9 protein-coding genes and 2 rRNA genes (1 of these 11 only partly in view) are annotated in these 12,131 nt (G+C 59.9%); 6 read left to right on the plus strand and 5 right to left on the minus strand.

The genetic code is table 11. The features are described from left to right. Nucleotides 1–16: 16 nt before the first annotated feature. Complete coding sequence (menA, locus tag Q0753_RS03385) at nucleotides 17–898, minus strand: 1,4-dihydroxy-2-naphthoate octaprenyltransferase (RefSeq protein WP_298717227.1); 882 nt, start codon at nucleotides 896–898, stop codon at nucleotides 17–19. A 249-nt stretch (nucleotides 899–1,147) separates the two neighbouring features. On the opposite strand from menA, the gene Q0753_RS03390 reads away from it, so the two are divergent. From Q0753_RS03390 to cysA, 5 genes are all read left to right on the plus strand, one after another. Further along, entirely contained in the window at nucleotides 1,148–3,115 is a 1,968-nt protein-coding gene (locus Q0753_RS03390; RefSeq protein ID WP_298717230.1) for an exoribonuclease II, read from the plus strand. Between the two features lie 177 nt (nucleotides 3,116–3,292). Next, nucleotides 3,293–4,297: a thiosulfate ABC transporter substrate-binding protein CysP gene (cysP, locus tag Q0753_RS03395; RefSeq protein WP_298717233.1), complete on the plus strand. Its 1,005-nt coding sequence runs from the start codon at nucleotides 3,293–3,295 to the stop codon at nucleotides 4,295–4,297. A gap of 3 nt (nucleotides 4,298–4,300) precedes the next feature. Then, the gene (gene cysT, locus Q0753_RS03400) at nucleotides 4,301–5,143 is read left to right on the plus strand and encodes a sulfate/thiosulfate ABC transporter permease CysT (protein WP_298717236.1); all 843 of its coding nucleotides are present in this window, start codon (nucleotides 4,301–4,303) and stop codon (nucleotides 5,141–5,143) included. Then, nucleotides 5,143–5,982: a sulfate/thiosulfate ABC transporter permease CysW gene (gene cysW, locus Q0753_RS03405; RefSeq protein ID WP_298717239.1), complete on the plus strand. Its 840-nt coding sequence runs from the start codon at nucleotides 5,143–5,145 to the stop codon at nucleotides 5,980–5,982. The genes cysT and cysW overlap by 1 nt, the downstream gene beginning before the upstream one ends. Before the next feature lie 5 nt (nucleotides 5,983–5,987). Then, nucleotides 5,988–7,079: a sulfate/thiosulfate ABC transporter ATP-binding protein CysA gene (gene cysA, locus Q0753_RS03410; RefSeq protein WP_298717242.1), complete on the plus strand. Its 1,092-nt coding sequence runs from the start codon at nucleotides 5,988–5,990 to the stop codon at nucleotides 7,077–7,079. 56 nt (nucleotides 7,080–7,135) lie between these two features. Here the strand turns inward: cysA and cysM are convergent, their stop codons facing one another. Then, nucleotides 7,136–8,035, minus strand: coding sequence for a cysteine synthase CysM (cysM, locus tag Q0753_RS03415; RefSeq protein WP_298717245.1), 900 nt, complete (start codon nucleotides 8,033–8,035; stop codon nucleotides 7,136–7,138). A 90-nt stretch (nucleotides 8,036–8,125) separates the two neighbouring features. Continuing rightward, complete coding sequence (locus Q0753_RS03420) at nucleotides 8,126–8,743, minus strand: LysE family translocator (protein ID WP_298717248.1); 618 nt, start codon at nucleotides 8,741–8,743, stop codon at nucleotides 8,126–8,128. A gap of 140 nt (nucleotides 8,744–8,883) precedes the next feature. Here Q0753_RS03420 and Q0753_RS03425 point away from each other — a divergent pair, with 140 nt between their 5' ends. Continuing rightward, the gene (locus tag Q0753_RS03425; protein ID WP_298717251.1) at nucleotides 8,884–11,568 is read left to right on the plus strand and encodes a bifunctional acetate--CoA ligase family protein/GNAT family N-acetyltransferase; all 2,685 of its coding nucleotides are present in this window, start codon (nucleotides 8,884–8,886) and stop codon (nucleotides 11,566–11,568) included. Between the two features lie 149 nt (nucleotides 11,569–11,717). Here the strand turns inward: Q0753_RS03425 and rrf are convergent. Beyond that, nucleotides 11,718–11,832: ribosomal RNA gene (rrf, locus tag Q0753_RS03430) — 5S ribosomal RNA — on the minus strand. Between the two features lie 107 nt (nucleotides 11,833–11,939). Next, nucleotides 11,940–12,131 (minus strand): 23S ribosomal RNA (locus tag Q0753_RS03435) (its annotated part continues 1,117 nt past the right edge of the window); the annotation flags it as partial.

A 12,131-nucleotide genomic window follows, 5' to 3' on the forward strand; every position in this document is an offset into this window, starting at 1 on the left:
GGACTCCGGCCGGTTTTTATCCGACCACCAGCCCCAGCGCCAGCAGGCCGGTGAAGGCAAGCGTACCCTGCGCGGTCTGAGCCAGCGCCCGGTTGAGCTCGGTGCCCTGGCCGGTCAGCACCAAATGAGTGGCCCGCGCCAGCGGCCAGAGCGCCAGCAAACTTACAAAGCCCGGCTCGGTCATGATGCGGGTGCCGGCCAGCACGGCGCCCCCCAGCAGCAACAACTGATAGGCCCGCGCCCGCCGCAACCCCAGCCGCAGCGCCAGAGTGTGCTTGCCGGCCTGCCGGTCGGTGTCCATGTCGCGAATGTTGTTGATATTGAGCACCGCCACCGCCAGCAGGCCGACGGTGAGTGATGCCCAGCCGGCGGCCTCGCTCAGCCGGTGCTGCATCAGGTAACTGCAGCCCAGCACCGCCACCGGGCCGAAAAACACGAATACCGCCACATCGCCGAGGCCCAGATAGCCATAGGGCCGCCGGCCCAGGGTGTAACCCAGCGCCGCCAGCAAGGCACAAGACCCCAACGCCATAAATCCCAGCCAGGCACCGACATCGGGCCCCAGCGCCACCCACAGCAGTAACAGGCCCGACCCCGTTGCCAGTGCGGCGGTCAACATCATGGCATTACGCAGCTGCGCGGGGCTCGCCAGGCCGGAGGCCAGCACCCGGGTCGGGCCGGTGCGGTTCATCGAGTCGGTACCGCGCACGCCGTCGCCATAGTCGTTGGCCAGGTTGGACAGGATCTGCAGCAACAGCGCGGTCAACAGCGCCAGCGCCAGCACGCCGCCGTTAAAGGCGCCGGCCTGAGCGGCGGTGCCCGCCCCCAACAGCATGGAGGCTACCGCCAGGGGCAGGGTTCTGGGCCGAATCGCCAGCAGCCAGGATTGTGGTGACATGTGAGTTTCGCTTACCAGTCGGATTCAAACGATTATGATACCCAAGCTCGACGGCCCCGTCCCGGTTAAAAAATGGCGCTATCTCGACAACTGCGGTTACTAGTCGCTGAATCAGGGCGTGGATGAGGGCGGTCACCCCGACATGTCCAGACTCAGCCTTATCCAACGCCACGGCTAGCGTCAAGGTTTCCTTGGCATATCGGGGGTAAATCCGTATAGTCAGGCGCATATTTCGACAGGTCTTTACTTATGTTTCAAAACAACCCCCTGCTGGCCCAGCTCAAGCAACAGATTCGCGAAACCCTTCCCATTAAAGAAGGTATCGTGAAAGGCACCTCCAAAGGTTTTGGTTTTCTTGAAGTAAGCGAAAAAGAAAGCTTCTTTATTCCACCACCACAGATGAAAAAAGTGATGCATGGCGATCACATTACCGCCGTGGTGCGTACCGAAAACGAGCGCGAGCTGGTTGAGCCCGAGACCCTGATCGAAGCCGGTGTTACCCGCTTTGTGGCCCGGGTGAAGTGGTTCCGTGACCGGCTCAATATCGTGCCCGATCATCCGTTGATGAAAGATGCCATCAAGGCACGCGCCATCAAGGGGTTGGACGAAAAGAGCCTGAAAGAAGGCGACTGGGTACTGGGCGAAATGACCCGCCACGCCCTGAAAGACAACAAGGGTTTTTTCGCCAGCGTGGTGGAAGTAATTGCCGGCGTAGAAGACCCCATCGCTCCCTGGTGGGTGGTGCTGGCCCGCAACAAGCTGGCCAACCAGGCGCCGGAAGACAGGGCCGAGTGGCAAACGCTGGAAGAAACCCTGCCGCGTCAGGATCTTACCGATGTGCCCTTCTTCACCATCGATGGCGAATCCACCCTGGATATGGATGATGCCCTGAGCGTGAAAAAGCTGGATAACGCCTGGGAACTGACCGTTGCCATCGCCGACCCCACCGCCTATGTTGCCCACGACAGCGAAATGGACCGCGTCGCCGCCGAGCGCGCCTTTACCGTTTATCTGCCCGGCCGCAACATTCCCATGCTGCCCCGCACCCTGGCCGACGAACTCTGTTCGCTGCAGGAAGGGGTAGAGCGTCCGGCCCTGTGTGCCCGCCTGCAGATCGACTTTGACGGCAAGGTGTCCGACAAGGCCGACTTCTTCGCCGCCCACATTCGCTCCCAGGCCCGCTTAAGCTACGATCAGGTCTCCGACTGGGTCGAGCAAATCGGCGACTGGCAGCCCGCCAGCGAGGTCATTGCCGAGCAGCTGCGTGAACTGACCGCCCTGACCCATGCCCGCAGCGCCTGGCGCAGCAAGCACGCCATCGTGTTCAAGGACAGACCCGATTACCGCTTTGCGCTCGACGAAGACAGCAACGTCACCGCCATTCTGGTCGATCACCGTCGCATCGCCAACCAGATGGTAGAAGAGGCGATGATCGCCGCCAACCTGTCTTGCGGCAACTGGCTGACCGAACATGCCGGCACCGGTATCTTCAACGTGCACGCCGGTTTTGACAGTGAAAAAATGGAAGGCCTGGTCGAACTGCTGCAGACCCACGAAGCCCCCTTCGAGCCGGACACCCTGTCGAGCCTGGAAGGCTTCTGTGCCCTGCGCCGCTGGCTGGATGCCCGCGACACCAGCTATCTGGACAGTCGCACCCGTCGTTACCAGTCGTTTGCCGCCATGAGCGCCAGCCCGGGCGAACACTTTGGCCTGGGCCTGACCGCCTACGCCACCTGGACCTCGCCGATTCGTAAATACGGCGACATCGTCAACCACCGTCTGATCAAGGCCATTCTTGCCGAGCAGGAACATGGCGTGCATGCACCCAGTGACGAACTGGCCGTGCATCTGTCCGAGCAGCGCCGCATGCACCGCCGGGCCGAGCGCGATATCGCCGACTGGCTGTATGTGCGTTATCTGCAGCCAGCCGTGGCCGAAGGCAAGGTGTTCGATGCCGAAGTGGTCGATATCGGTCGCGGTGGCGTCAAGCTGCGCCTGCAGGAAAACGGTGCCGTGGTGTTCATGCCTTCCTCCCTGATCCTGGCCAACCGGGATCGACTGGAATGCAGCTGGGACGATGGCCGCGTTTACCTGGACAAGGCCCCGCTGTACGAGCTGGGCCAGGCGGTACAGGTGATCATCACCGAAGCGATTGAAGACACCCGCTCCTTGATCGCCAAGCCGGCACAGCCGATTTCACCGGTCGCCCCGCAATAAGCGGCTCGGTAAACCGCTGACGTAAAAAGGGCCTGCAGATGCAGGCCCTTTTTGTTAGACCGTTTCGATAGATCCACCCTTGCTTTCATATACCTTAAAAGAATAAAAAACTTAGTTTAAATACTCTATAAGCATATTAAACTCGGGTACATCATCTTTGAGTCCCTGGAGTTCATCATGCGTAAATCTCTTCTGGCTACCCTGCTGTTTGCTGCCGGGTTAAGCACCGCCGTCCCCCTTCAGGCAAAAGAACTGCTCAACAGCAGCTACGACATCGCCCGCGAGCTGTTTGCCGACATCAACCCGGTGTTCGCCGAACACTGGGAGCAGAAAACCGGTGAAAAGCTGGAGATCAAACAGTCTCACGCCGGCTCTTCCCGCCAGGCACAGGCCATTCTGCAGGGCCTGCGTGCCGATGTGGTTACCTACAACCAGGTGACCGATGTGGATGTGCTGCACCAGAAAGGCAAGCTGATCCCCGCCGACTGGAAAGCTCGTCTGCCCAACGACAGCTCGCCCTATTTCTCCACCATGGCGTTTCTGGTACGTGAAGGTAACCCCAAGAATATTCAAGGCTGGGACGACCTGACCCGGGACGACGTACAACTGGTGTTCCCCAACCCCAAGACCTCCGGTAACGGCCGTTATACCTATCTGGCCGCCTGGGGCGCCGCCCACCAGCAGTTTGACGGCGATGAAGACAAGATTCGCGAGCACATGGGCAAACTGATCAAGCAGGTGGCGGTATTCGATACCGGCGGCCGTGGCGCCACCACCACCTTTGTGGAACGGGGTATCGGTGATGTACTGATCACCTTCGAATCGGAAGTGAACAACATCCGCGCGCTGAACCCGGAAGCGGGTTATCGGGTGGTGGTACCGCCGGTAGACGTGCTGGCCGAATTTCCGGTGACCTGGATTGATCGCAACGTGGAGCGTAACGGCACCGCCGAACAGGCCAAGGCCTATCTGGAATTTTTGTACAGCCCCCAAGCCCAGCGCATTCTGGCCGGTTACTACTATCGGGTGCATAACGAAACGGTCGCCGCCGAAGTGGCAGACAAATTCCCCGCCACCTCGCTGTTCAAGGTAGAAGACATCTTCGGCAGCTGGGAGCAGGCCATGGCCGCCCACTTCGCCAACGGTGGCAGCCTGGATCAACTGCAGGCTCAGGGACGCTAAACCATGGCGGCGCTGTTGGGTTCATCCAAACGGGTACTACCGGGTTTTACCCTGAGTCTGGGCACCAGCCTGCTGTTCGTAAGCTTGATTATCCTGCTGCCGCTCACCGGGCTGATACTGAATACCAGCCAGATGGGCTGGGCACAGTACTGGAATGTAATCAGTGACCCCAGGGTGGTGGCTACCTACAAGGTCACCCTCAGCGCCGCCGCCGCCGCCAGCCTGTTCAACATGGTGTTTGGCCTCTTGATGGCCTGGATTCTAACCCGCTATCGCTTTCCGGGAAGGGCCCTGCTCGACGGCCTGATGGACCTGCCCTTTGCCCTGCCTACCGCGGTGGCCGGCCTGACCCTGGCCTCGCTGTTTGCCACCAACGGCTGGTACGGCGAGTGGCTGGCCGAGCTGGGCATCAAGGTGTCTTACACCTGGGTGGGCATCGTCATCGCCATGGTATTTACCAGCGTGCCCTTCGTGGTGCGTACCGTGCAGCCGGTGCTGGAAGATCTGGGCCCGGAATACGAAGAAGCGGCCGCCACCCTGGGGGCCAGCCCCTGGCAGGCATTCAGCCGGGTGGTATTGCCCGAGCTGAAGCCGGCACTGATCACCGGCACCGCCCTGTCGTTCACCCGCAGTCTGGGTGAATTTGGTGCCGTTATCTTTATTGCCGGCAACATGCCCTGGCAAACCGAAATTACCTCGCTGATGATTTTCATCAAGCTGCAGGAATTCGATTATGCCGCCGCCAGTGCCATTGCCAGCATCATCTTACTGGCATCCTTCGTGCTGCTGTTTCTGATCAACGGCATTCAAAGCCGCTTTATGCGCCGGGTACGAGGTAACAGCTGATGGAACAGTCTCTGACACTGAAAGCCGCTCGTCCCTGGGGTCGCTGGTTGCTGATTGGCACCGGCGTGGTGCTGACCCTGCTGTTGCTGGTGGTGCCGCTGCTGGCCATTATTGCCGGTGCCTTTGCCGCCGGTGTGGGTGGCGTGCTGGACAACCTGAACGAGCCGGACATGCTGCATGCCATCGGCCTGACCCTGCTGGTGGCGGCGCTCACCGTGCCCATCAACCTGGTATTCGGCACCCTGCTGGCCTGGCTGGTCACCCGCTTTCAGTTTCGCGGTCGTCAGTTGCTGCTGACCCTGATGGATGTACCCTTCGCGGTATCGCCGGTGGTAGCCGGTTTGCTCTATCTGCTGATGTACGGGGTCAACGGCCCGGTGGGCGGCTGGCTCGACGGGGTCGACATGCAACTGATGTTTGCCTGGCCCGGCATTGTGATGGTCACCGTATTCGTCACCTGTCCCTTCATGGTGCGTGAGCTGGTGCCGCTGATGAGCAGTCAGGGCACCGATTCGGAAGAAGCCGCCGTGCTGCTGGGGGCCAGCGGCTGGCAACTGTTTCGCAAAATCACTCTGCCCAATATTCGCTGGGCGCTGCTGTACGGGGTGATCCTCACCAACGCCCGCGCCGTGGGCGAATTTGGCGCCGTGTCGGTGGTGTCCGGCGGTATTCGCGGCGAAACCAATACCCTGTCGCTGCACGTCGAGCTGCTGCATCAGGACTATAACGCGGTCGGCGCCTTTACCGCCGCCGCCCTGCTGACACTGATGGCGGTGATCACCTTGTTGTTCAAATCCTATCTCGAGTGGCGCCTGCACGGCGCCGAAGCACAGGAGTAACCGGCATGAGTATTCAGATTGAAGGGGTTCACAAGTCCTTCGGCAACACCCGGGTGCTGCACGACATCAACCTCGACCTGCCCAGCGGCCAGCTGGTGGGGCTGCTGGGTCCTTCCGGCTCGGGCAAGACCACGCTGCTGCGCATCATCGCCGGGCTGGAGCACGCCAACGGCGGCCGCATTCGCTTCAACGGTAGCGATGTGACCGACTTGCACGCCCGGGATCGCAAGGTCGGCTTCGTGTTTCAGAATTATGCGCTGTTCCGCCACATGACGGTGTTCGACAACATCGCCTTCGGGCTGACTATCATGCCGAAGGCGGAACGCCCGTCCAAATCCGACATCAAACGCCGCGTGGGTGATTTGCTGGAGATGATTCAGCTATCGCATGTGGCCGACCGTTTTCCGGCCCAGTTGTCCGGCGGTCAGCGTCAGCGCGTGGCCCTGGCCCGCTCTTTGGCGGTAGAGCCGCGCGTGCTGCTGCTGGACGAACCTTTTGGCGCCCTCGACGCCCAGGTGCGCAAGGAACTGCGCCGCTGGCTGCGCCGGCTGCATGACGAACTGCATTTCACCAGCATCTTCGTAACCCATGATCAGGAAGAGGCGCTGGATGTGTCGGATCAGGTGGTGGTGATGAGCCAGGGCAAGGTGGAGCAGATCGGCAGCCCGGATGATATCTGGCAGCAACCGGCCAGTCGCTTCGTACTGGAGTTTCTCGGTGAGGTGAATCAAATTGATGGCGAGCTGCACGGCAGCCGCTTCAAGGTGGGGCATTATCCGCTGCAACTGCCGGTGGCCAGCCATCGGCAGGGCAAGGCCAGCTGGTATCTGCGCCCGTACGAAATCAGCTTAACCACCGCAGCCGATGCCCATCATCCGCTGCCGGTCGTGGTAACCGACGTCAATCCGCGCGGCGCCCTGCTGCGACTGGAGCTGGAGCCTCAGGACTGGCCGGGCCAATTGCTGGAAGCCGAGCTACCTCGCCGGCAGCTGGAGCAGGCCCGCCGCGGTCAGACCCTTTATCTGGGCAGCCAGGGCGGCCGCCTCTATGTTGGCGATCAGCAGATCACCGACGCGAGCCTTGCTTTAACAGCTTGAAACAACGTGAGGGGTAAAAAGTGAGGGGATATATAATTCTCCTCACCCCTCACGCTTTACCCCTCACGTTTATTAAACACCCCCGATGACAGGTAGCGATCGCCCCGGTCGCAGATGATGGCGACGATGATGGCGTTATCGACCTGCTCGGCCAGCTTGAGCGCGCCGGCCACGGCACCGCCGGAGCTGACACCACAGAAGATGCCTTCTTCTTTTGCCAGCCGCAGCATGGTAGCCACCGCTTCTTCTTCACCGATATCCAGCACCTGATCCACCCGGCTCTGTTCGAAAATACCCGGCAAATAGGCCTCGGGCCAGCGGCGGATGCCCGGAATATTGCTACCTTCGCAGGGCTGCAGGCCGACGATTTGCACCGCTTCATTCTGCTGCTTGAGGTATTGCGACACCCCCATTATGGTGCCGGTAGTGCCCATGCTGGACACGAAATGGGTGATCCGACCTTCGGTTTGCTGCCAGATCTCGGGCCCCGTGGTCAGCAGATGCGCTTCGGGGTTATCCGGATTGTTGAACTGGTCGAGGATCACGCCCTTGCCTTCGGCGGCCATTCGGTCGGCCAGATCCCGGGCGCCTTCCATACCTTCTTCCTTGCTGACCAGGATCAGCTCGGCACCATAAGCCAGCATCGAGGCCTTGCGCTCTTCGGTGGCGTTGTCGGGCATGATCAACACCATGCGATAGCCCTTGATCGCCGCCGCCATCGCCAGGGCGATGCCGGTGTTGCCACTGGTGGCTTCGATCAGGGTGTCGCCGGGCTTGATATCCCCCCGGGCCTCGGCCTGGCGAATCATGTTCAGCGCCGGTCTGTCCTTTACCGAACCCGCCGGGTTATTACCCTCCAGCTTCACCAGCACCTGACTGCCGGTATGGCTGGCCAGCCGCTGCAGGCGTACCAGGGGGGTATTGCCGACAAAGTCTTCTATGGTCGGGAACTGCATCATTAGTCCTTGAAAGCTATGTGAAAATAAGGCGTTGACGCCATTTTACCCGATGCGGCCAGTGGCCTCGACCGCTTATTACCGGGCAAATTATTGCTGCACCAGCGCCAAGCGGGCACCCAGTGCCATCATGAGCCCACCCGAGAGTCGATTCAGGTAAACCGAGACCCGCTCTCGGCCCTGCAGACCCCGCTTCAGCCGCTGGCCGAGCAGACCGTAAGCACCGTTGCAAAAGGTGGCGGTCAGGGTGAATACCAACCCCAGCTGCAGCAATTGCATCGGCACCGAGCCGAGTTCCTGGCTGATGAACTGGGGCAGAAAGGCGAGAAAGAACAGCGCCACCTTGGGGTTGAGCAGGCCGACCATGAGGCCACGATAAAAAATGCGGCCAACACTGCTGCTGTTTTGCGCCTGGGGCAGATGCATGGTCGAGGCACTGCGCAGGCTGGTCCAGCCCAGATACAGCAGATAGGCGGCGCCCAGATACTTGATCACCATGAAAGCGGTGGCCGATTGCATCACCAGCGCCGACAGTCCCACGACCGCCAGCAGAGTATGGCCCAGATAAGCAACCCCCAGCCCCATTGCCGCCCAGAGTCCGGCAAAACGGCGCTCGCCCAGAGCTTGCGACAGCACAAAGAAGATATCCGGCCCCGGTGTTAAATTCAGGGCCAGACAGGCAGGAATAAACAACAACCAGAGTTCCATTCTATACCTCGTTCAGGCTTGCGCCCTCGTTCACGAAAAAAGATCAGGGGCCTGATAATATGCTACAACCCTTAGGTCCTGCCATACCATCTATATGGCGCTGTCGCCTATCGTCATGCCATCTGTATAAAGGAGTCTGTATGCCGCTGCAAGGACTTGATGCCCTGTTCCGTCCCACCAGTATCGCCGTGATCGGCGCCTCTCATCGGGACCATGGCGCCGGCAAGCTGGTAATGAAAAACCTGCTGGCCGGTAACTTCAGCGGCCCCGTCATGCCGGTCAACCCCAAGTACGAAGCGGTGGCCGGCGTGATGGCCTACCCCGACATTCAGAGCCTGCCCAGAGTGCCCGACCTGGCCATTATCTGTACGCCAGCCGGCAAGAATCCGGGCATTATCGACCAACTCGGCCGAAAAGGCTGTAAAGCCGCCATTATTCTGGCCGCCGGTACCTCTTCCGAGCAGCTGGAGCAGATGAAAGCCAGCGCGCGCGAACATCGCATGCGCCTGCTCGGCCCCAACAGCATGGGGGTGATACTGCCACATATGGGGCTTAATGTGAGTTTTGCGCCTTTTCCGGCCAAAGCGGGGCGAATTGCCTTTGTTTCGCAATCGGCGGCGGTGTGCTCCACCATTCTGGACTGGGCCCGCCACAACGACATCGGCTTCTCGCACTTCATTTCGCTCGGTGATGCCTGCGATATCGACTTCGCCCAGTTGCTGGACTATCTGGCACGAGACCGGCACACCAGTGCCATTCTGCTGTATATGGATGCGGTGCAGGACGCTCGCGCCTTCATGTCGGCGGCGCGAACCGCTTCACGCAACAAGGCGGTACTGGTGGTCAAAAGCGGCAAAACCCGCATCGGCGCCCAGCTTGGCCACCTGCACACCGGTGGTAATGTAGGCATGGTAGGCATGGACGCCGCCTACGATGCCGCCATTCGTCGGGCCGGCATGCTGCGGGTAAGAGATACCCACGATTTGTTTGCGGCAGTAGAAACCCTCAACCATGCCCAGAGCCTGCGTGGCGAGCGGCTGGTGATCCTGACCAACGGCGGCGGCCCGGCCATCATGGCCATCGACACCCTGCTGGCCAGAGGCGGCAAGCTGGCCAGCCTGAGCGAGGGCACCAGGGCTTCGCTGGACCAGGTATTACCGTCGGCCTGGTCCAAAACCAATCCCATCGATATCGTCGGCGATGCGCCGGTCGCACGCTATACCGATAGCTTGAAGGTACTGCTCGACAGCGATGACTGCGACGCCATCCTGATCATGCATGCGCCCTCTGCCGCAGTAAACAGCACCCTGGTGGCCAGGGAAGTCATCAGGATCATCAAGGAACATCCGCGTGCCCGGCGTTTCAACATCCTCACCAACTGGTCGGGGGAAACCAGCGTGTTCGAGGCGCGCCGCTGCTTTACCGAGGCCGGTATTCCCACTTACCGCACGCCGGAAAGTGCCGCCGGCGCCTTTATGCACCTGGTCGAGTATCGCCGCAACCAGAAGCAACTGATGGAAACCCCGGAGTCCATCTCCGATATGCCCAGCGACAGCGAGACGGTGAAGTTGCTGATCAGAGAAGCTTTTGATCAAGGCATTGTTCAGCTGGATACCCACGAAGTCAGCCGCCTGATGGCGGCCTACGGCATTCAGACCCTGCCGACCTGGATTGCCTCGGACAGCACCGAGGCCGCGCATATTGCCGAACAAATCGGCTATCCGGTGGCGATCAAGCTGCGATCTCCCGACATAGTGCACAAGTCCGAGGTGTCGGGCGTAGTACTCAACCTGCGCTCGGCCGCCGAGGTGGCTCAGGCCGCCGATGCCATTATGGATCGAGTACGGCAGGCTTATCCCGGTGCCCGTATTCACGGCCTTATCGTGCAGCGCATGGCACGCCGGGCAGGATCCCAGGAATTACATATCGGCGTGCGTTCGGACCCGGTGTTTGGCCCCGTGATTCTGCTGGGTGATGGTGGCATCGACTGGGAGGGCGAAGAGCAGGCCGCCGTTGCCCTGCTACCGCTGAACATGACCCTGGCCCGCTATCTGGTCATTAATGCTCTTAAAAGCGGCAAGGTCAGGGCCAACCGCTCGCAGCAATCGCTGGACATGGAAGCCCTCTGCCGCGTGCTGACCAAGGTGTCTCATCTCATCATCAATCATCCCGAGATCACCCGGCTCGATATTCACCCGCTGCTGGCCACCGGCAAGGAGCTCATCGCCCTGGATGTCAGCATGAAGCTAGAACCCTTTGAAGGGGATGGTCAGGCTCGCCTGGCGATACGCCCTTATCCCAAGGAGTGGGAAGAAAGAACACTGCTCAAGGATGGCAGCAGTATCCTGCTTCGCCCGGTATTACCGGAAGACGAGCCGGCCCATAAGGACTTTGTCAGCCATGTATCCGATGAAGACCGCTACAAACGCTTCTTCGCCGATGTGGTGATCGGGCATGAAGAACTGGCCCACATGACGCAGATTGATTACGACCGGGAAATAGCCTTTGTGGCCGTGGCAGAAGACGGAAAAATTCTGGCCGTGGTACGAGCCATCTCGGATCCGGATAACGAAGATGCGGAGTTTGCGGTGCTGGTTCGCTCCGATCTCAAGGGCATGGGCCTGGGCCGGCTCTTGATGGAGAAGATTATCCGCTATGCTCGCGTTCGCGGCCTGAATAGTCTGAGCGGTATCACCATGCCCTCAAACCGGGGCATGATCACCCTGGCCCGCAAGCTGGGATTCAAGGTCAAGGTGCAACTGGAAGACGGCATTGCCGAACTAAAGTTGCAGTTGGAAAAAGAAGAGATAACTCCGAGCCTTTAACGGCATCGTATTCGTATACAGCACGGATGTAGTCGCGTGCATCCGTGCTGCATTCACCACTCACGGTTAAAACGTAGACGCAAAAAAGCCCTTCACATCGGTGAAGGGCTTTTTGGATGGTCGAATAAATTCGACCCTACATATTGGGTGCCTGGCAGTGACCTACTTTCACATGGCAGCTGCCACACTATCATCGGCGCGGGTGCGTTTCACTTCTGAGTTCGGCATGGGATCAGGTGGGACCACAACGCTATCGCCGCCAGGCATAAACTGGTGTTTGTCAGCTGTTGCTAACAAACGCTGGAAAACTGATGTTCTGAAATAATCTGTAGTTGCCTTGACCGCAAGGTCTCACACTTCTTGGGTGTTGTATGGTTAAGCCGCACGGGTCATTAGTACAGGTTAGCTCAACACATCGCTGCGCTTACACACCCTGCCTATCAACGTTGTGGTCTCCAACGGCCCTTTAGAGAGCGTAAAGCTCTAGGGATGACTCATCTCGAGGCTCGCTTCCCGCTTAGATGCTTTCAGCGGTTATCGATTCCGAACGTAGCTACCGGGCA

Origin of the sequence: uncultured Oceanisphaera sp., assembly GCF_947495715.1 — a bacterium.
In the GTDB taxonomy this organism is placed as follows: Bacteria; Pseudomonadota; Gammaproteobacteria; order Enterobacterales; family Aeromonadaceae; genus Oceanimonas; species Oceanimonas sediminis.

What these genes read in the sequence shown, in the direction of transcription:
- Q0753_RS03390 (WP_298717230.1), top strand. Translation starts at nt 1,148, where the DNA reads ATGTTTCAAAACAACCCCCTGCTGGCCCAGCTCAAGCAACAGATTCGC.
- Q0753_RS03420 (WP_298717248.1), bottom strand. Translation starts at nt 8,743, where the DNA reads ATGGAACTCTGGTTGTTGTTTATTCCTGCCTGTCTGGCCCTGAATTTA.
- menA (WP_298717227.1), bottom strand. Translation starts at nt 898, where the DNA reads ATGTCACCACAATCCTGGCTGCTGGCGATTCGGCCCAGAACCCTGCCC.
- cysA (WP_298717242.1), top strand. Translation starts at nt 5,988, where the DNA reads ATGAGTATTCAGATTGAAGGGGTTCACAAGTCCTTCGGCAACACCCGG.
- cysW (WP_298717239.1), top strand. Translation starts at nt 5,143, where the DNA reads ATGGAACAGTCTCTGACACTGAAAGCCGCTCGTCCCTGGGGTCGCTGG.
- cysP (WP_298717233.1), top strand. Translation starts at nt 3,293, where the DNA reads ATGCGTAAATCTCTTCTGGCTACCCTGCTGTTTGCTGCCGGGTTAAGC.
- cysM (WP_298717245.1), bottom strand. Translation starts at nt 8,035, where the DNA reads ATGCAGTTCCCGACCATAGAAGACTTTGTCGGCAATACCCCCCTGGTA.
- cysT (WP_298717236.1), top strand. Translation starts at nt 4,301, where the DNA reads ATGGCGGCGCTGTTGGGTTCATCCAAACGGGTACTACCGGGTTTTACC.
- Q0753_RS03425 (WP_298717251.1), top strand. Translation starts at nt 8,884, where the DNA reads ATGCCGCTGCAAGGACTTGATGCCCTGTTCCGTCCCACCAGTATCGCC.